This is a genomic window from Paenibacillus sp. E222 (assembly GCF_013401555.1).
In the GTDB taxonomy this organism is placed as follows: Bacteria; Bacillota; Bacilli; order Paenibacillales; family Paenibacillaceae; genus Paenibacillus.
On the sequence record NZ_CP058552.1, the window covers coordinates 5,052,068 to 5,069,927 of the forward strand.

17 protein-coding genes are annotated in these 17,860 nt (G+C 46.9%); 3 read left to right on the top strand and 14 right to left on the bottom strand.

Annotated elements, in window-relative coordinates; genetic code table 11:
• Positions 1–31: 31 nt before the first annotated feature.
• Positions 32–181: a 50S ribosomal protein L33 gene (rpmG, locus tag HW560_RS22535; RefSeq protein ID WP_024631975.1), complete on the bottom strand. Its 150-nt coding sequence runs from the start codon at positions 179–181 to the stop codon at positions 32–34.
• 74 nt (positions 182–255) lie between these two features.
• On the bottom strand, positions 256–1,455 hold the full coding sequence (locus HW560_RS22540) for a GTP-binding protein (protein ID WP_256222061.1): 1,200 nt from the start codon (positions 1,453–1,455) through the stop codon (positions 256–258).
• Positions 1,456–1,732: 277 nt separating this feature from the next.
• On the opposite strand from HW560_RS22540, the gene HW560_RS22545 reads away from it, so the two are divergent.
• Both HW560_RS22545 and HW560_RS22550 read left to right on the top strand, forming a co-directional pair.
• Positions 1,733–2,767: a permease gene (locus HW560_RS22545; RefSeq protein WP_090898285.1), complete on the top strand. Its 1,035-nt coding sequence runs from the start codon at positions 1,733–1,735 to the stop codon at positions 2,765–2,767.
• A gap of 39 nt (positions 2,768–2,806) precedes the next feature.
• Positions 2,807–3,790, top strand: coding sequence for a TIGR03943 family putative permease subunit (locus HW560_RS22550; RefSeq protein ID WP_179264806.1), 984 nt, complete (start codon positions 2,807–2,809; stop codon positions 3,788–3,790).
• Between the two features lie 79 nt (positions 3,791–3,869).
• Here HW560_RS22550 and HW560_RS22555 read toward each other — a convergent pair whose 3' ends face one another.
• From HW560_RS22555 to HW560_RS22580, 6 genes are all read right to left on the bottom strand, one after another.
• Positions 3,870–5,171 carry a pyrimidine-nucleoside phosphorylase gene (locus HW560_RS22555; protein WP_090898278.1) on the bottom strand — a complete coding sequence of 434 codons (1,302 nt, stop codon included), beginning with the start codon at positions 5,169–5,171 and terminating at the stop codon, positions 3,870–3,872.
• A 477-nt stretch (positions 5,172–5,648) separates the two neighbouring features.
• Entirely contained in the window at positions 5,649–6,356 is a 708-nt protein-coding gene (gene deoD / locus HW560_RS22560; protein ID WP_090898275.1) for a purine-nucleoside phosphorylase, read from the bottom strand.
• Between the two features lie 146 nt (positions 6,357–6,502).
• Positions 6,503–7,681 carry a phosphopentomutase gene (deoB, locus tag HW560_RS22565; RefSeq protein WP_090898272.1) on the bottom strand — a complete coding sequence of 393 codons (1,179 nt, stop codon included), beginning with the start codon at positions 7,679–7,681 and terminating at the stop codon, positions 6,503–6,505.
• Between the two features lie 30 nt (positions 7,682–7,711).
• The gene (locus tag HW560_RS22570; protein WP_090898269.1) at positions 7,712–8,902 is read right to left on the bottom strand and encodes a NupC/NupG family nucleoside CNT transporter; all 1,191 of its coding nucleotides are present in this window, start codon (positions 8,900–8,902) and stop codon (positions 7,712–7,714) included.
• A 271-nt stretch (positions 8,903–9,173) separates the two neighbouring features.
• Complete coding sequence (gene deoC / locus HW560_RS22575; protein ID WP_179265889.1) at positions 9,174–9,824, bottom strand: deoxyribose-phosphate aldolase; 651 nt, start codon at positions 9,822–9,824, stop codon at positions 9,174–9,176.
• A gap of 252 nt (positions 9,825–10,076) precedes the next feature.
• Positions 10,077–11,015, bottom strand: a complete 939-nt coding sequence (locus HW560_RS22580) for a DNA-binding transcriptional repressor DeoR (RefSeq protein WP_110000327.1) — start codon at positions 11,013–11,015, stop codon at positions 10,077–10,079.
• Between the two features lie 187 nt (positions 11,016–11,202).
• Here HW560_RS22580 and HW560_RS22585 point away from each other — a divergent pair, with 187 nt between their 5' ends.
• A complete protein-coding gene (locus HW560_RS22585) occupies positions 11,203–11,829 on the top strand; it encodes an FMN-dependent NADH-azoreductase (protein ID WP_179264807.1) in 627 nt (208 codons plus the stop codon).
• 111 nt (positions 11,830–11,940) lie between these two features.
• On the opposite strand, the gene HW560_RS22590 is transcribed toward HW560_RS22585, so the two are convergent.
• The 6 genes from HW560_RS22590 to HW560_RS22615 form a co-directional block, all read right to left on the bottom strand.
• The gene (locus HW560_RS22590) at positions 11,941–12,291 is read right to left on the bottom strand and encodes a hypothetical protein (RefSeq protein WP_110000191.1); all 351 of its coding nucleotides are present in this window, start codon (positions 12,289–12,291) and stop codon (positions 11,941–11,943) included.
• Between the two features lie 165 nt (positions 12,292–12,456).
• On the bottom strand, positions 12,457–13,653 hold the full coding sequence (locus HW560_RS22595) for an MFS transporter (protein WP_179264808.1): 1,197 nt from the start codon (positions 13,651–13,653) through the stop codon (positions 12,457–12,459).
• A gap of 78 nt (positions 13,654–13,731) precedes the next feature.
• The gene (locus HW560_RS22600) at positions 13,732–14,949 is read right to left on the bottom strand and encodes a M24 family metallopeptidase (RefSeq protein WP_179264809.1); all 1,218 of its coding nucleotides are present in this window, start codon (positions 14,947–14,949) and stop codon (positions 13,732–13,734) included.
• Positions 14,946–15,785: an ABC transporter permease gene (locus tag HW560_RS22605; protein ID WP_179264810.1), complete on the bottom strand. Its 840-nt coding sequence runs from the start codon at positions 15,783–15,785 to the stop codon at positions 14,946–14,948. Before HW560_RS22605 ends, HW560_RS22600 begins: the two co-directional genes overlap by 4 nt.
• Positions 15,778–16,695 carry an ABC transporter permease gene (locus HW560_RS22610; RefSeq protein ID WP_179264811.1) on the bottom strand — a complete coding sequence of 306 codons (918 nt, stop codon included), beginning with the start codon at positions 16,693–16,695 and terminating at the stop codon, positions 15,778–15,780. The genes HW560_RS22605 and HW560_RS22610 overlap by 8 nt, the downstream gene beginning before the upstream one ends.
• Positions 16,692–17,825, bottom strand: coding sequence for an ABC transporter ATP-binding protein (locus HW560_RS22615; RefSeq protein ID WP_179264812.1), 1,134 nt, complete (start codon positions 17,823–17,825; stop codon positions 16,692–16,694). Before HW560_RS22615 ends, HW560_RS22610 begins: the two co-directional genes overlap by 4 nt.
• Between the last annotated feature and the right edge of the window lie 35 nt (positions 17,826–17,860).

Genomic DNA, 17,860 nt, shown 5'->3' on the forward strand with positions numbered 1-17,860 from the left:
AATATTACGATGTAAAAATGATAAAAAAATTTTATCTTGTTTCCCGGTGAATGGTCATCTTCTTCAATCGTGGTGAATACTTCTTCAATTCGATCCGTTCCGGATGGTTACGTTTGTTCTTGGTAGTTGTATAGTTGCGATCTCCGCACTCGGTGCAGGCTAAAGTTACAATGACTCTCATGGATAGGGCCTCCTTTGATTTATTTAATCGTAATTATTACTATTTGATGAGTTTAGCCCATGCTTTTACGTTTGTCAACTCCATGCAGGAAATGGATCTTTCAGTTCTCGCCAGTTCATTAGCATCTCTTCGTCGGTAAGGAGCGTCTCATCTAACGTCCGTTCGATCTCCAGTCGGTCCATATCTATCCCGATGAACACCAGCTTCGTAACCCGATCGCCCCACTGCTCATCCCAATCCGGAATAGGCGGAAGTGTATCACCAAAATGCATTTGTCGCTCTTCGTCACTCATTGCGCCTACCCACAACCCGGCTGGTCCCAACTGCTTGGATGTTCCCGCATGACTGAACGACACCGCCATATGGTTACGTGTAGCCAGCCACATTAAGCCTTTGGAACGTACAATGCTATCAGGCCATTTCGCAATCCAGCGCAGCAAACGTTCCGGATGAAACGGACGTTTCCGATGGTACACAAAGGAGTGAATACCATACTCCTCTGTCTCGGGTGTGTGTTCTTCCTTCATTAATTCGCGGATCCAGCCCGCAGACTGGCTTGCTTTTTCAAAATCAAACCGTCCGGTATTCAATATCTCCCGCGGGTCAATCTGTCCATGTGTAGTGCGAATAAGTCGGGCTTCCGGCTGCATCGCGTGCAGTGCTTTTTCAAGTTTGAGCAGCTCCTCTTCCGATACCAGATCACACTTGTTCAATATCAGCACATCACAGAACTCAACCTGATCCGTCAGTAGATGAACGATCCCCCGTACATCGTCCTCTCCTGCTTCCTGGCCCCGATCCTTCAACGTTTCTTTGGAGTAGAAGTCGCGCCAGAACTGGGCAGCATCCACTACTGTCACCATCGTATCGAGCCGCGTAAATTTCGTTAAATCAATTCCCAGCTCTTCATCAATATACGTAAATGTCTGGGCAACGGGGACTGGCTCTCCAATACCTGTCGATTCAATCAATATATAATCAAACGAACCATCCAGCGCAAGCCGCTCCACCTCTTTCAGCAAATCCTCACGCAGCGTGCAGCAGATGCAGCCATTGGACATCTCCACCAGCTTCTCATCAATACGTGACAATCCACCACCATCCCGGATCAAGCCAGCGTCAATATTAACTTCGCTCAGGTCATTTACAATGACAGCCACTCGCATGCCCTCCCGATTATGGAGCACATGGTTAAGCAATGTCGTTTTGCCTGCACCCAGGTATCCACTTAATACAGTCACTGGAACTCGGGGTTGTATCTGTTGTTCTGTCATTTCCATTACTCCCTTCCATTTATCCTTTTTAAACTAAAAAATCGGAATGCTTATGTAGCTTTCACTTGACCGTTAGACTGAAAATAACCATTCTTTAATAGTAATTATTACGATTAACAAAACAAACTATACCTGAACCTCGTTTCTTTTGTCAACCTAACAAGTTTTGGTCCAGATATGTAAATCGTAAAAATGTTGATTAATTATAGGGAACGAGTATGATGCGGACGGTACAAGCATATATTTTACCAAAGTCCCGGTTCTGGAGGTTTATCCTATGAAAATGGCAGCCCATCTTAAGCTCCTGTCATTCCTGATTCCCTGTGCATTTCTTGTTCCCGTGTTGATCACGATGGCTCCCAATTTGAAAGAGGCGTGGAACAGTGAAGCCTTACAAAATATGAAAACCGTATTTATCAGCATTTTTCTCGAAGCCGCTCCATTTCTGCTCATAGGGGTGCTGTTATCTTCGCTAATGCAGTGGTTTGTTTCTGAGGAAATGATTCGGAAACTAACGCCCAAGAACCCCGTCGGAGGTGTGCTGGTAGCCGGTCTGCTGGGAATCATTTTCCCGATCTGCGAATGTGGCATGATCCCGGTCGTGCGACGGCTGATGCATAAAGGCATGCCGCCCTATATCGCGGTGACCTTTATTCTTAGCGGCCCTGTTGTAAATCCAATTGTCTTTACCGCGACCCTGCTCGCTTTTCCTTCCCATCCCGAAATTACGATCGCCCGTATGGGACTGGCCTTTGCTGTAGCAGCTGCCATCGGTGGTCTGGTGTATATGTTCGTCCGTCAGAATCCTTTGCGTAAACCGAAGGCTACAGTGACGGAGGTCAAGACACATCCCGGATTTAAAATGGCACAGCCTCATTCCCATTCTGCCGATCATGATCACGCGCATGATAAAAACTGGCGCAGCTTTTTCATCCATGCGGGTGACGAATTTGTCGATATGAGCAAATATTTGGTGATTGGTGCGCTAATAACAGCCTGCATTCAAACCTTTATCAGCCGCAGTGATCTCATTTCTCTGGGTAACGGTCCTGTCGCCTCCTATGCCTTCATGATGGGCTTTGCGTATGTATTGTCTCTCTGTTCAACATCCGATGCGTTCGTAGCCTCAGCCTTCTCTCACACGTTTGCGTTAGGGCCGCTATTATCCTTTCTTGTTCTCGGTCCAATGCTTGATTTCAAAAGCACATTGATGCTGCTCTCCACCTTCCGCACCCGGTTTGTTATTGGCTTGAGCCTGGCCATTATTGCTTTAGTTTTCACAGGGTCATGGTTGATTAACCTTTTAGCATGAGCATTTATGAATGTATTTAATGATCAAAGAGGTGATTACATGAACCATCCGGGTTATACAGTGACCAAATCTCCGGTTACCAAATCTCACCCTATCCAATGGCATAACCTGATTCGTGCGCTGTGGATCGGCGGGCTCGCTGTATACATCATTCATTTGAATACAACGGATTCTCTTCATTATTACCTGGCTCCGACGATGCAGCGACTGCTTCTCTGCTGCCCTGTTCCCTTTTTGTTTATTGCCGCCATCATGGGCTGGCACGGACTATTCGGTAATAACCAGCTCCATTGCGACTGTGAGCATCCACCTCCTTCAGGATGGGTACGCAGCTCGCTGATGTATGGATTGATTGCCATTCCTTTAGTACTGGGTTTTCTTATGCCCGACCAGGCACTAGGCAGTTCCATGGCCAGTCAGAAAGGCATGTCTCTATCCTATGGACATCCGGAGATTCGTCGAAAAGAACCCTTACCTGATACAGCTGAACTGGACATTAAAGATCTATCCAAAAAAACTGCACCTGTCGGATCATCTGTGCCTGCCACGAAAGTACAATTTGTCCCCCCGGATGAGTACAGTCGTGAATTTGCCGAACTCGCAGAGAAGTTATATGCGGAATCGGTCATTAAGGTATATCCTGAAATTTTCTCCGAGACATTGGGGTCTATCGATATGTTCCAACGACAATTTGCAGGCAAGGCCATCAGCCTTACCGGGTTTGTGTATCGAGACAAAAGCATGGATCACAAATCTCATTTTGCATTAGGGCGATTTCTTGTGATGTGCTGCCCGGCAGACGCGGCGCCCTTTGGCGTGATGATTCATGTCCCAGATGCAAACAGCTATCCTACAGACAGTTGGGTACAAATTGATGGCACCATTGGATCGGCTCAAGTGAATGGTGAGGATACCATTGAAATTCAGGCGTCGAAAATAACTCCAGTCGATCAGCCAGCCACTCCTTACATTTATACCAGCGCAGATTCGGTGAAGGCGTATGATAAGATACAGAATAAATAAGAAAAGACCCGAAGCTATGGAATGCATGGCTTCGGGTCTTTAAATTCAGGCATAAGGTTAATCTTGTTTGCCTGATATATTATTCAGTTACGATATCATGCACCAATACAGGTGCATCCGCATGATCTGCAATGGTAATGTTTTCTTTGATCTTCGCGATTACGTCTGCCACGTCTTCACGATTCGCATGGATCGTTACGAGGGATTCGCCAGCTTTAACCGGGTCACCCACTTTTTTGTTGAGCATCAAGCCTACAGCCAGATCGATTTCGGATTCTTTCGTTGCACGGCCTGCGCCGAGCAGCATTGCAGCAGTACCGATTTCGTCAGCAACGATACCAGCTACATATCCGTCTTTATCCGCTGGTACTTCAACCAGATATTTCGCTTGTGGCAAGCGATCCGGGTGATCTACAACTGAAGCGTCTCCGCCTTGATTTGCCAGGAAGTCCTTGAATTTATCCAGTGCTTTACCGTTCTGGATCACTTCTTTCAATTTCTCCTCAGCATGCTCCAGGGAGTCTGCTTTGCCAGCAAGGAATACCATTTGACGTCCAAGCGCCAGACAGAGTTCTTCCAGATCCTTCGGTCCTTTACCTTGCAGCGTAAGAATGGCTTCTTTCACTTCAAGCGCGTTACCGATAGCGAGACCCAGTGGTTGGGACATATCGGAAATAACAGCCATTGTTTTACGTCCAACATTGTTACCGATGCTTACCATGGCATGTGCCAGTTCTTTTGCATCTTCTGTTGTCTTCATGAATGCACCAGCACCCGTTTTGACATCCAATACGATCGCATCTGCACCTGCTGCAATTTTCTTACTCATGATGGAGCTGGCGATCAGTGGGATGGAGTTGACGGTAGCTGTAACGTCACGCAATGCATAGAGCTTTTTGTCTGCCGGCGTGAGGTTGCCACTTTGACCAATAACGGCAACTTTATGTTCGTTAACGAGACGGATGAACTCTTCTTTCTCCAACTCAACGTGGAAACCTGCAACAGATTCCAGTTTGTCTGTTGTACCACCAGTATGACCCAATCCACGTCCGGACATTTTGGCAACAGGAACATCCAGAGCAGCAACGAGCGGTGCCAGTACCAGCGTTGTAGTATCACCAACGCCTCCTGTGGAGTGCTTGTCTACCTTGATGCCTTCGATTGCGGACAGATCAATGGTCTCGCCCGAGTTCACCATCGACATCGTCAAATCTGCGCGTTCCTTATCGGTCATATCCTTGAAGAATACGGCCATGGCCCAAGCACTGACTTGATAATCCGGAATTTCGCCTTGTGTATATCCTTGAACAACAAAATCAATCTCAGCTGTTGTCAGTTCTTTTCCGTCGCGTTTCTTAGCAATAATGTCTACCATTCTCATGATGATCTCTCCTTCGTTGTGGGTGATTTGTATAGAACACTTTGTGCAGCATTCGTTCCGGCCCCGGATCGTTCTTTCGATCGCTGTTGTCTCCAAATTTCTTTGAATCACCTTTAGTAAGGTTGAAATTCAGAGACAAAGGCGAACGCTTCGCTTCTTCAGAATCGATTCCGGGTCCTTCACTACGTGCTTCAAACAAAAGTTTCGATCGAAATCAATGGATTATTGAATATAATATGCAACAATATCATGTTGTCATCTTATAGAACACTTTGTTGTTAACCCGTTCCGCCCCCGGATCGTTCTTTTGATCGCTGTTGTCTCCAAATATTCTTTGAATCACCTTTAGTAAGGTTGAAATTCGGAGACAAAGGCGTACGCTTCGCTTCTTCAGAATCGATTCCGGGTCCTTCACTACGTGTTTCAAACAAAAGTTTCGATCAAAATCAATTGACTTTTGAATATAGAATGCAACAATTACAGCGTAATTGCTGTTTCCAGTGCTACGACCATCATGTCGTTGAACGTTTTTTGGCGCTCTTCGGCGGAAGTCTCTTCGCCTGTCAGCAAGTGGTCACTTACAGTCAGGATCGTGAGTGCGTTTACGCCAAATTTGGCTGCGAGTGTGTACAGTGCGGTTGTTTCCATCTCCACGCCCAGTACGCCGTGCTGCATCAATTTTTCAGTCACCGAACGGTCGTCACGATAGAAAGAATCGGAGCTGAATACGTTACCGACGTGAATTTTCATGCCTTTGGCAGTTGCGCGGTCATAGGCTTCTTTCAGCAGGGAGAAAGTCGCAATCGGGGAGAAATCATATCCACCAAATACGAGCTTGTTCATGCTGGAATCGGTACATGAAGCTTGAGCAAGGATAACATCACGAACACGAACGTGTTCTTGCATACCTCCGCAAGTTCCTACACGAATCAGGTTTTTCACACCGTATTCGCTGATCAGTTCATTTGCATAGATGCTGAAAGATGGAATCCCCATGCCCGAGCCTTGAACCGAGATACGGTGTCCTTGATATGTACCCGTAAATCCGAGCATTCCGCGAACTTCGTTGTAACAAACAACATCTTCAAGGTACGTATCTGCAATAAATTTTGCACGCAATGGATCTCCTGGCAAAAGGATTGTTTCTGCGATCTCTCCGGGTTTAGCTCCAATATGTGTACTCATAATTAAATCTCCTCCAGTTATCCATATGATTGAATGTAGGGCAGGAACCGGAGCAGCCGCAGCTGCCCCAGAGGTTATCCTGTCCGAAGTTATGTTTCAAGAAAATAACAGCTTTCCCCATGTTCAGTTGAAGATAAAAATGTTGACTATTTCAAATCCTTCAGGAAGCTTGTACCATATTCCGGCAGTTTCACGCCGAAGTTCTCAGCTACTGTTGCACCCACATCCGCAAACGTGCTGCGCAGTTCAAGCTTTTTACCCTCGCTGAAGCGTGGGGAGTACACAAGCAGTGGCACATACTCACGTGTATGGTCCGTGCCACGGTAGGTTGGGTCATTACCATGGTCAGCTGTGATGAGCAGCAGATCGTCGTCCGTCATTTTGCTGAAGATTTCCGGCAGACGAGCATCATACTCTTCAAGCGCCTGAGCGTAGCCTTGTGGATCACGACGGTGACCGAACAGGGCATCGAAGTCAACCAGGTTCAGGAAGCTGAGTCCAGTGAACTCCTCATCCATCGTTTCGGACAGCTTGTCCATGCCGTCCATGTTGGAGACGGTACGTACAGACTTGGTTACCCCTTCGCCATCGTAGATATCTGCGATTTTACCCAAAGCAATCACATCAAATCCACCATCTTTAAGTTCATTCATCACGGTACGGCCAAAAGGTTTGAGCGCGTAGTCATGACGGTTAGCTGTACGCTTGAAGTTACCCACTTCCCCTACAAACGGACGGGCAATAATACGGCCCAGCATGTAAGGATCGTCGAGAGTAATCTCGCGGCAAAACTCACAGATTTCATACAGTTCTTTCAGTGGAACAACATCCTCATGGGCTGCAATTTGCAGAACCGAATCTGCGGATGTGTATATAATCAGGGCTCCTGTTTTCACATGCTCTTCGCCCAATTCATCAATGATTTCCGTGCCGCTGGCCGGTTTGTTCCCGATCACTTTACGGCCTGTTTTTTCCTCAATGCGTTGAATCAACTCATCCGGGAACCCGTCTGCGAACACACGGAATGGCGTATCAATGTACAGGCCCATCAGTTCCCAGTGACCCGTCATGGTGTCTTTGCCTCTGGATGCTTCCTGCATCTTGGTGTAAAAGGCTTTTGGCGCGTCCGCTACAGGGACACCTTCAACTTCTTTAATATTGGACAGTCCAAGACTGGCCATATGCGGCATGTTCAGACCTCCGCGTTCACGTGCAATGTGACCAAAGGTGTCGACGTCGAAATCATCGAATTCCGCTGCATCCGGCGCTTCACCAATTCCCACTGAATCCATAACGATCAGATGTACTCTTTTGAATGTTGACATAACTTAAGCACTCCTTCCAATAATCCGGCTTTACAAGAACAGTCCGGCGATGATCGCAGACAGCACGCTGACAAGCGATGCACCGTAAAGCAGTTTCAGACCGAAGCGGGCCACCACATTACCTTGTTTCTCATGAAGTCCCTTCACCGCACCGGCAATAATACCGATCGAGGAGAAGTTGGCGAACGATACGAGGAAGACAGATACGATCCCTGTTGTTCTGGCAGACAATGTAGTCTGTTTGGTCAGATCAAGCATGGCAACGAATTCGTTGGATACCATTTTGGTAGCCATAATACTTCCCGCTTGAATCGCTTCTTTCCATGGAACACCCATAATGAAGGCAAATGGTGCAAACACATAACCAAGCAGTTCCTGGAACGAAATGCCGAGCACTGCACTGAAGATCCCGTTAACGAGTGCGATCAAAGCAACAAAACCGATTAACATTGCAGCTACGACGATCGCAACTTTGAAACCATCCATAATGTACTCGCCCAGCATTTCGAAGAAGGATTGTTTTTCCTCTTCCTGTACTTCCAATATATCTTCTTCCGGGGAAACCTCATAAGGATTCACGATGGAAGCAATGATAAAACCGCCAAACAGGTTCAGCACAAGCGCCGTAACCACATATTTCGGATCAATCATGGACATATAGGCACCGACAATCGACATCGATACCGTGGACATCGCCGAGGCACACAAGGTGTACAGCCGATGTTTAGGCAGCAACCCAATTTGTTTTTTTACAGAAATGAACACTTCAGATTGCCCCAATACAGCCGAAGCAACCGCGTTATATGATTCCAGTTTGCCCATTCCGTTGACTTTGCTTAATACCAGACCAATATATTTTATAACAAAAGGCAAGATTCGGATATACTGCAATATCCCAATGAGCGCTGAGATGACGACGATCGGCATCAATACACTGAGGAAGAACGGGGCGCCCCCACTGTCTGCACCAACGGTAGTCAAGCCACCGAATACAAATGAGATACCGTCATTCGCATAGCCAAGCAAACTTTCAAATACGGTCGCGAAACCGCCAATCAAAAATGTACCTACTTCTGTGTTCAACAAAGCGTATCCCAATATAAGTTGAAGAACAATCATGATGATTAGTGGACGATATCGGATCTTCTTCTTACCGTTGCTGACCAGATAGGCTAGTCCAAATACAACAAGTATACCAAGAAGGGCAATTAGGAATTTCATTCTATCTCTCCTTTGAAGGTAGTTAAGCCGGATGTTCATTCAGCTCAAAGGTTTCCCATTTATGTGATGAATTAACCTTTCAGAAAACGGTTGAAGCGCTTACAATAAATTCGGTTTTTATGATCCTGTTTTAATTAAAATATAGAAAATTGGGATCAGCTTTAAAACTTGTTCTCCACATCCATCGAGAGATATGAAGAACAAGTTAAACCCTTTTAAAGCATCCAACCATTCCATCTAGCGAAATTTATCGAGCGAAGTTACTCACGAATTAATAATTAGATGTAGATTGTTCGCCTTGCATGATTTTCACACCAGAGCTGGCACCAATCCGAGTTGCTCCTGCATCGATCATTTTTTGCATATCTTCCAGACTACGCACGCCTCCGGAAGCTTTAACACCTACATCCGGACCTACGGTACGGCGCATCAAAGCGATATCTTCTGGTGTTGCTCCACCCGTAGAGAAACCAGTTGATGTTTTGACAAAATCAGCTCCAGCTTTTACTGCTGCCTGACATGCACGTACTTTCTCTTCATCCGTCAACAGACAAGCTTCAATAATGACTTTCACCAAAGCTTTACCCGCTGCTGCTTCAACAACTGCACGAATATCCTGTTCAACAATGTCATCTTTACCGTCTTTCAGAGCACTAATGTTGATGACCATATCCACCTCAGTAGCACCTTTAGCGATGGCGTCTTTGGTTTCGAATGCTTTGGTCTCGGAAGTGGAAGCTCCCAGAGGGAAACCAATCACGGTACAAATATCTACGCCAGTACCTTGAAGCTGTTCAGCAGCATAAGCAACCCAACCCGGGTTAACACATACAGAAGCAAATTGATATTGTTTAGCTTCTTCGGTCAATTTGGCCATTTCACTTTGTGTTGCATCTGCACGAAGCAAGGTATGATCGATCATTTTGGCTAATTGTGGTGTAGTCAATTAAATCTCCCCTTATCTGAACTAGTTATTTTCTATATTCCTACCCTAACATGAACATATGTAAAAATCAATATGAACTTTTGTTCAATCTTGAGATTTAAACACATTCCATAGAAACTTCATTAAACATGTGACTTCGCTCACTGGGATGAATCGTATAATATAGCTTCTGCCTAAGAAAGCAAAACATCCGCCCATGTCGCGTGGCAGATGTTGTCATCCATTGAATTATAATCGGAGCAAAGCCTGGGCTGTGTATTGGTCTGTTACCAAAATGTTGGCGTAATGACCTTTGAGCGCAGCATGAATCGCTTCTATTTTACGTTTGCCCCCGGCCACGAGAATCGATTTTTCCTTATTTCGCAGCTCGGCCAGATCAATTCCGACGGTTCTGTTGTTAATTTCTTCACTGATCAATCGGCCCTCGGCATCAAAAAAACGTGAACAAATGTCACCCGCACCTGAATGCATCAGCAATTGCTGTTCTTCTTCATTAAAGTACCCCAGTCTGAACAAAAGTGCATCTTCCTTCACTGTACCTACGGTAAACATGGCAATATTCGCCTGTCGTCCAAGCTCCACAATCCTGCCAATATGTCGGTCTGCTTCTACCATTTTTTTGACTTCAATGTTGTCGAAGATCACGGGCAAAGGCAAATATCGGGGAACCGTATGGAAAGCTTCCGCAAATAAATGAACAATTTCTGCTGCATACGTATTCACATGGGAATGGCTTACGCCTCCCTTAAGTTGAACCACTTCTACGCCTTTGACCTGCTTGGGACGAAGCTGACGGGCTACGGCGTTCATCGTTGTCCCCCAGGTTACGCCAATAATGTCCGCATCCTGCACCGTATCCTGTAAGTAATCTGCTGCTCTTTTGCTAATATGCTTCAAAATTTCTTCATCACTCTTCAACGGGGCAAAACATACAAGCGCAGTATCCAAATTATATTTGGCCTTGAGCTCCCCTGAGATAATGTCGATATCCTCCAGCGGATCCATGATTTCAATGCGAACGTAACCGCGATCTTTCGCATATTGAAGTAACCGAGATACCGTTGGACGTGACACGCCCAGCCTGACCGCAATATCCTGCTGGCTGTAATCCGACTGATAATACAATTTCGCTGCTTCAATGCTTAATCGTTGCTTCTCCAGATCCATTCCCATATGCGCTCATCTCACTCATTCCTATTATCGTTCGAATTCACCGTACACCATTGTATTATACATGATTGAGTACCAGGTCACTATCCAGGTATAAAACGTTACAAACGATGCATACTACATCGGTCGCTTATTAATGTCGGCCCTTTTTGACAAAAAAACATCATAGAGAGGAAGAACCGTTATGTCTACATTATTGTATATTACTGCCCATCCTCATGATCATGAAACATCCTTCAGCATGGCTGCAGGCAAAGCGTTTGTGGATGCATATCGTGAAAGCCATCCCTCAGATGAGGTTATTCATCTGGATTTGTATCGCTCAGATATTCCTCATATTGATGCAGATGTGTTCAGTGGTTGGGGTAAGCTTCAATCCGGCAGCGAATTGACTTCTGGAGAACAGGCCAAGGTCCAACGATTGAATGAAATATCCGATCAATTTGCCGCGGCTGACAAATATGTTTTTGTAACTCCGATGTGGAACTTCTCTTTTCCTCCAATTATGAAAGCTTACATCGACTCCATCTGCGTGGCTGGTAAAACGTTCCGTTATACGGAACAGGGCCCGGTCGGACTGCTGTCCAACAAAAAAGCGTTGCATATTCAGGCCCGTGGCGGCATTTATTCCGAAGGACCTGCTGCCCAAATGGAATCCGGACATCGGTATTTGAGCATTATTATGTCTTTCCTGGGTGTTCCGAAGCTTGAAGGCATATTTGTGGAAGGACATAACCAGTACAAGGAACGGGCAGACGAGATCAAACGGCAAGCCATAGAAGAGGCACGTACACTCGCCAAACAGTTTTAATCTTCATTACAAAAATACAGCAACAACACAAAACCCGCATGACAACCCCTGAATTATTAATTCCATAGGGCGGCATGCGGGTTTTATTTTTTTATGTTAAACAATAGAGCTTTATTGATGTCCAGCGCTGGCACGGCTCATCGTTTCAAGTTTACGAGTAATGGCATGGCGGTCTACTTTCAGTCCCCAAATGGCTTCAATAATCTGTTCTTTTTCTTCGGGACCATCGGCATTTTTCAGTTGCAGTAACAGATCGTGCATCTGTTCGTTAATATCTTCAAATTGACTCCAAAGATCCTGTCTGACCTCGGTTGAATCCAGATGACGATTAGCATCCACTTCTTCTTGCAGTGCTTGCAGAATGGCCTCTTTCCACTCCTCATCACCCAGCTGTTTCGCTATGTTCAGGAGATCCAGATAATCGTCAACAAGAAGTGAGTTCAATTCAGCATGTGTTTTCATCGTTTATTGCATCCCCTTTGCATCTATTTACCCAGTATTATACTCGGTATTTCGGGATATGCAAGACTTGTCGAAAAAAGTTAGTTATTTTATCAGGGACTATTGGATGATTATGGGCCAAAATGAGTGCTTTATTAACAAACTTTTGATCTATGTTTCATTTTGTTAAAAATTAAGCTTGCTATGTTCCTGTACCCTTTCTACAAGCAACCGACACAGAATAAAGCCGATTACCACATACACACCAATCATGCCCACAATGCCAATCCAACCCAGATGGCTGTAAAGTAGTCCCCCTCCAGTTCCGCTGACACTTGATCCCACGTAGTAGAAAAACAAATACAAGGCATTAGCCTGGGATTTATGCTGATCCGCCACGAGTCCAACCCAGCTGCTTGCGATGGAATGTCCGCCAAAGAAACCAAAGGCAAACAGGGCAAGTCCAATGATTTTGACCCACAGCTCATGGTGAATGGTACATACTGCACCGGCCAGTATAATACCCAGCGCGATTCCAAGGACATTGGATCTTCCATACCGATCTGCAAGCCTACCCATCCAGGTGCTGCTCAACGTACCCATAAGGTACACAACAAAAAGGCTGCCGACAACGGATTGGCTTAAATCGTAAGGTTCTCCTGTCAATTCAAATCCGATGTAGTTGAACAACGTCACGAAGCCCCCCATCAGAAGAAAGCCCAGTCCATATAGGCATAGTAGCCTTGGATTCCGACACTGTGACCACAAAAGCGGAATGATTTTTTTGAATCCAGGAGTCGCTTTGACAAAATGGCGGGATGGCGGGATAACAAGCCAGAAGATAACGGCCGCACATAGGCCAAGAATACCGATAAAACCAATTGCAGCACGCCAACTGAGCCAGTCAGTGATCACGCCGCTGATAAAACGACCAGCCATACCTCCAATCGAATTTCCGCTGATATAGAGGCCCATAGCATATCCTAGACTGCCAGGCTCAATCTCTTCGGAAAGATATGTCATAGCTGTCGCGGGCAGTCCGGCAAGTGCAATTCCCTGGAGAATGCGAAGCAGAAGCAGCTCGGTATATCCAGGGCTAAACGCGCTAATTATAGCAATAATAGATGAGACTATTAACGCTGCTGTCATAATAAAGCGTCTTCCCAATGAATCGGACAAGGAACCGATGAACAACATGGTCAGCGCCATGGCAATTGTTGTAACTGAGAGGGTAAGACTGGAATGTGCTGGCGAGATCGCAAATGCCTCGCTAATCTCAGGCATCAGGGGCTGGAGGGTGTATAGTAACGCAAAAGTCACAAAACCTCCGGCAAACAGCGCAAGGCTAATGTTACGAAACGTCTTAGTTCCCTGCTGAATCATGATACTCCAACTTTCTCGACAGGAATGCTCCATAATCGGCTGCTGACTGATCGCTTGGCTGAAGCCTTCCATTAATCATTATTTGATAAACAGTTTTCGCTCCATATGGGTCAAAAACTCATATCCATCCGCAGTTACAACAACCGTATCCTCGATCTGGAAGCCACCAGCGCCGAGCTCATAATAAGGTACCTCCACACACAGTACCATGCCGGGCTCCAGTATACGCTGGTCACCAGGAGAGAGGGTCATATCGTCGTACAGTTCCAAGCCAATGGCATGACCAACATGCTGACGTCGGTAATGCGGAATTCCCTCACGCTGCACGCGAGACACAGCCGCATGAAATACGTCGGAAGCCTTGACGCCAGGGCGCACGGTTTCAAGTGCCGTCTCCCATCCGCTTTTCACTGCATTAAAATGCTTTTTCATCCAGGGAGTAGGCTCTCCTGCCACAACAGTACGTCCTGTATCTCCCCAGTATCCTTCCAGCTGCAAGCACAGATCAAAGCGGATCTGATCCCCTGACTCGATGGTATGAAAATAATTTTCGATGAGCGGCAGCGCACTGCGCGGACCCGCCCCTACCGCAGTCATTGCAGGTGTCCCGCCTGCTCTCATCACAGACAGCCGATAATGGTCGGCAAGCTGCTTCTCATGAACACCGGCTGCGATCAGATCAATCAGCTCTTGCTCAATTCTCTCATTTACTTGGGCAGCCTGTCGGAGCTGCTCAATCTCGAAAGGTGTCTTAACCAAGCGGATTTGACGAAATAGCTTGTACGCGTGAACAACCGCTCCTTGAGGAGCATCCTCCTTGACCCGTGCCAAAAGTTCAGGAGCAATTCGCATCTCATCGATTCCAATCGGTTGATTCTCGATGTCGAGCTGTTTCAGTGCAGCCTTAAGCGCTTCTATAGGCCCCGGATGAATGACTGTCGTTTGTAGCAGAGAGTAGAACAGATCAATATCATCCGTAGAAGGTTTGCCTTCGATCGTACCTTCCACGAAGAAGTCACTGTAGGCAAATATATCTACTCCCGTGATACCGAATTGAGCCACAACGCCCAAACGATTCGTCGGAATGACGATGCATGGCCGAGCGGATCGATCGGCAGGCAGAATGGCGTAAATCTGCATTGTCCAATTGCTTGCGCGTAGCTGGGAGCCAATGACATAGTGAATATTTTCCGGAGTTGTTGCGATCAGGGCACTAAGCCCCTGGGCTTTCATCACGTCTTCCGCCCGGTCCCGGTTTAGACCCGAGCTATGGGATATATGATGTGAATTGTTCATAATCCAGACCTCCTTTTGTTTTTCCTGCCCCCAAACAAACTATCAAGTCCGGGTACTGAGCGCAATACCAGCTTGATGATCATGAACAAGGCCAGTGCAAAAGCGATAAGTACGACAGATACAACCGCGATCGTTGGGTCCTGCCACTTCTCCATGTACAGGAACAGTTGTATTGGCAAGGTGTAGCTGTCCTGACGAAGCAGCAGTAATGCAGCCTCTACCTGGTCAAAAGTGAAGACAAATGCAATTGACCCTGAAAGGAGCATAGATAGCCTAAGCTGTGGCAATGTGATTGTAAAAAAGATACGCAGTGGACCTGCTCCAAGGTCTGCAGCCGCCTCTCGGTGTGCGGGCTGCAGGTTGGCCAATGCACTGCCTACAAGCGTTAGCACGAATGGAAGCACGATGACCGCTTCACCCAAAATAAGAGCTAACAATCCACCTGCAATATGCATTTTGGAGAACAAAATTAGGTACGCAATACCGAGCGTGATTTTTGGCATAACCATTGGGGATACAAAAAAGGCTCTCAAGATGCCAGCACCCGGGAAAGGGTAATGCACGATAGCCAGCGCCACAAGTGTTCCGGTAATCAGCGCCAGCAGTACCGCTCCTGTGGAGGCGATCAAACTGTTCTTAAATGCAACCAGAAATTGAGTCTGCTCTCCCAGATTCGCATACCACTTCAGGGTAAGACCTTCCGGCGGGAATGTACTGGCCGATCCGGAACCTACCGATGTCAATAGGATCATAAGCAATGGTAATAGTAGGTAAACCGCCACGGCCCCTGCAAATATATAGAGCAGCAGCTTGGTGAACCTGTTCGATTTAACCATAAGCCTGCCCTCCCTTCCGGGAACGACGGAACATCATCATTTCCGCTCCTTTATTGACCAAAAGTGAAACGATGATGGAAGAAACGAGCAAGAATATACTTGCTACCGCAGCCATCGGCCAGTTGGTATCCAGTGTTCGCTGGTAAATAAATACCGGGAGTGTCATGACTCTGCCTCCACCAATCAGTTGAGGCGTTGTAAAGGCCGTGAGGCATAGCGTGAATACAATTTGGACCCCGCTAGCAATACCTCTCGCTGATAAAGGCAGGGTAATCGTCAGGAATGTCCGCCAGCTTCCTGCTCCCAGATCCTGAGCAGCCGCTTTCAGCGAAGCGTCACTTTGTGACAATACATTCAGGATCGGAAAGACCATGAATGGCAGAAAAATATGAACAAGTGCGACTATTACACCAGTCTCGTTATTTATCATACTGAAGCCTTCATCCGTGATTCCAAGTCGTATGAATATCCAGTTCATGAAGCCCTGTTTGGATAGCAACAGCTGCCAACCATAAGATCGAACAACCGCGCTGACCAGCAGCGGAAGAAACGTAAGCAGCAGCAGCAATTGCTTCATGCCCGGTTTCTTCAGGCTGGCAATACAATAGGCTAGCGGGTATGCAAGCAGCAGGCTCCATAGTGTAACTTTGAAGGCAACGCGAAATGTGGTGCCTATCAGCTTCCAATAGTAAGGATCGGACAGAAAAGCCCGATAGGCATCCCACTCCCAGCCCCGGATGAGCTTGCCATTTTCATAGATATCAAAACTGTACCTGCCAAAAATAAGCAGACCACCTAGATACACGATGCCCATCAGGACGAGAGCAGGCAGCAGAAGCAGCAACTGGGTAATCCACCGACGGTTTTTGGATGAATACAGATTCACGATCCGATCCGCAATCCGATTCATATCCCTTCCTCCTGTACCCGATCATGCAGCAACGGTTCGGATAACAAGAGCGCGTCCTCCGGATCAAAGCCAATCCGAATCGGCTCCCCCGGGCTATAACGAGAGGCTCCCCGCTGGTGCAGTACACTGGCCTGAACCAGAAACCCCTCAGCAATCTGGATCGTGTAACGGATATTTGCCCCGCCGTATACTGCTTCTATGACACGACCATCCAGCTTGTTCAGGCAAGAGTTTGCATCCTCTCCAAGACGAATATATTCGTTGCGAATGGACAACGAGTGCTGGGCACCTACTAGGGCAACCGGGGTGCCCTCACTTGTCTTCACCAGCAGCGAATACCCGAAGCATTCAACCTGGATTCCATTCTCCTCCTGTCCAAGCACCGTTGTAGCCAGAAGGTTGGTATCGCCGATGAACTTGGCCACGAAGCTGTCTGCCGGTCTTTCATAGATTTCATCAGGTGTAGCATATTGCAGCAGCTTGCCAGCGCGCATGACACCGATCCGGTCTGACATATTCATGGCTTCATTCTGATCATGCGTTACAAAGATGAACGTACCGCCGAACTCTCGTTGTATGCGTTTCAGTTCGCGCTGCATATCCAGACGCAGCTGCATGTCCAGTGCGGAAAGTGGCTCATCGAGCAGCAAAACTTCGGGTCTGTTGATTAATGCGCGAGCAATGGCTACGCGTTGAGCCTGCCCCCCGGACAACTGGGAAACAGCTCGTCTGCCATAATCCCCGAGTTGTACCAGCTCTAACATTTCGTGTACCTGTCTCCTGATATCGGCTTTCGGTAACTTCTTCACCTTTAGCCCATAAGCGATGTTGTTGAATACGTCCATATGCGGGAATAGCGCAAGCTGTTGAAAAATCATGTTGCTGTTACGACCATAGGCCGGAATGCCGGTTACATCACGACCTCCCAGCAAAATGCTCCCCTGATCCGGTTGCTCAAGTCCGCCAAGCATCCGCAGAAGTGTTGTTTTGCCGCAGCCACTCGGACCTAACAGGGAAACGAATTCTCCCTTCTTCACCTGCAGTGATACATGGTTAACCGCGGCTCGCTCTCCGTAGGTCTTTGAGACTCCTCTTGTTTCAATGGAAACGGGTTCTTGTTCACTACTCATTTTTGTTTCCCTCCCGTCCATAACGGGTTCGAAAT

Coding starts and splice junctions, on each gene's coding strand:
- HW560_RS22590 (WP_110000191.1), bottom strand. CDS start 12,291: ATGAAAACACATGCTGAATTGAACTCACTTCTTGTTGACGATTATCTG.
- HW560_RS22600 (WP_179264809.1), bottom strand. CDS start 14,949: ATGAACAATTCACATCATATATCCCATAGCTCGGGTCTAAACCGGGAC.
- deoD (WP_090898275.1), bottom strand. CDS start 6,356: ATGAGTACACATATTGGAGCTAAACCCGGAGAGATCGCAGAAACAATC.
- HW560_RS22550 (WP_179264806.1), top strand. CDS start 2,807: ATGAACCATCCGGGTTATACAGTGACCAAATCTCCGGTTACCAAATCT.
- HW560_RS22580 (WP_110000327.1), bottom strand. CDS start 11,015: ATGGATCTGGAGAAGCAACGATTAAGCATTGAAGCAGCGAAATTGTAT.
- HW560_RS22610 (WP_179264811.1), bottom strand. CDS start 16,695: ATGAATCGGATTGCGGATCGGATCGTGAATCTGTATTCATCCAAAAAC.
- HW560_RS22615 (WP_179264812.1), bottom strand. CDS start 17,825: ATGAGTAGTGAACAAGAACCCGTTTCCATTGAAACAAGAGGAGTCTCA.
- HW560_RS22570 (WP_090898269.1), bottom strand. CDS start 8,902: ATGAAATTCCTAATTGCCCTTCTTGGTATACTTGTTGTATTTGGACTA.
- HW560_RS22585 (WP_179264807.1), top strand. CDS start 11,203: ATGTCTACATTATTGTATATTACTGCCCATCCTCATGATCATGAAACA.
- HW560_RS22545 (WP_090898285.1), top strand. CDS start 1,733: ATGAAAATGGCAGCCCATCTTAAGCTCCTGTCATTCCTGATTCCCTGT.
- HW560_RS22555 (WP_090898278.1), bottom strand. CDS start 5,171: ATGAGAATGGTAGACATTATTGCTAAGAAACGCGACGGAAAAGAACTG.
- HW560_RS22595 (WP_179264808.1), bottom strand. CDS start 13,653: ATGATTCAGCAGGGAACTAAGACGTTTCGTAACATTAGCCTTGCGCTG.
- deoC (WP_179265889.1), bottom strand. CDS start 9,824: ATGATCGATCATACCTTGCTTCGTGCAGATGCAACACAAAGTGAAATG.
- HW560_RS22540 (WP_256222061.1), bottom strand. CDS start 1,455: ATGACAGAACAACAGATACAACCCCGAGTTCCAGTGACTGTATTAAGT.
- HW560_RS22605 (WP_179264810.1), bottom strand. CDS start 15,785: ATGGTTAAATCGAACAGGTTCACCAAGCTGCTGCTCTATATATTTGCA.
- deoB (WP_090898272.1), bottom strand. CDS start 7,681: ATGTCAACATTCAAAAGAGTACATCTGATCGTTATGGATTCAGTGGGA.
- rpmG (WP_024631975.1), bottom strand. CDS start 181: ATGAGAGTCATTGTAACTTTAGCCTGCACCGAGTGCGGAGATCGCAAC.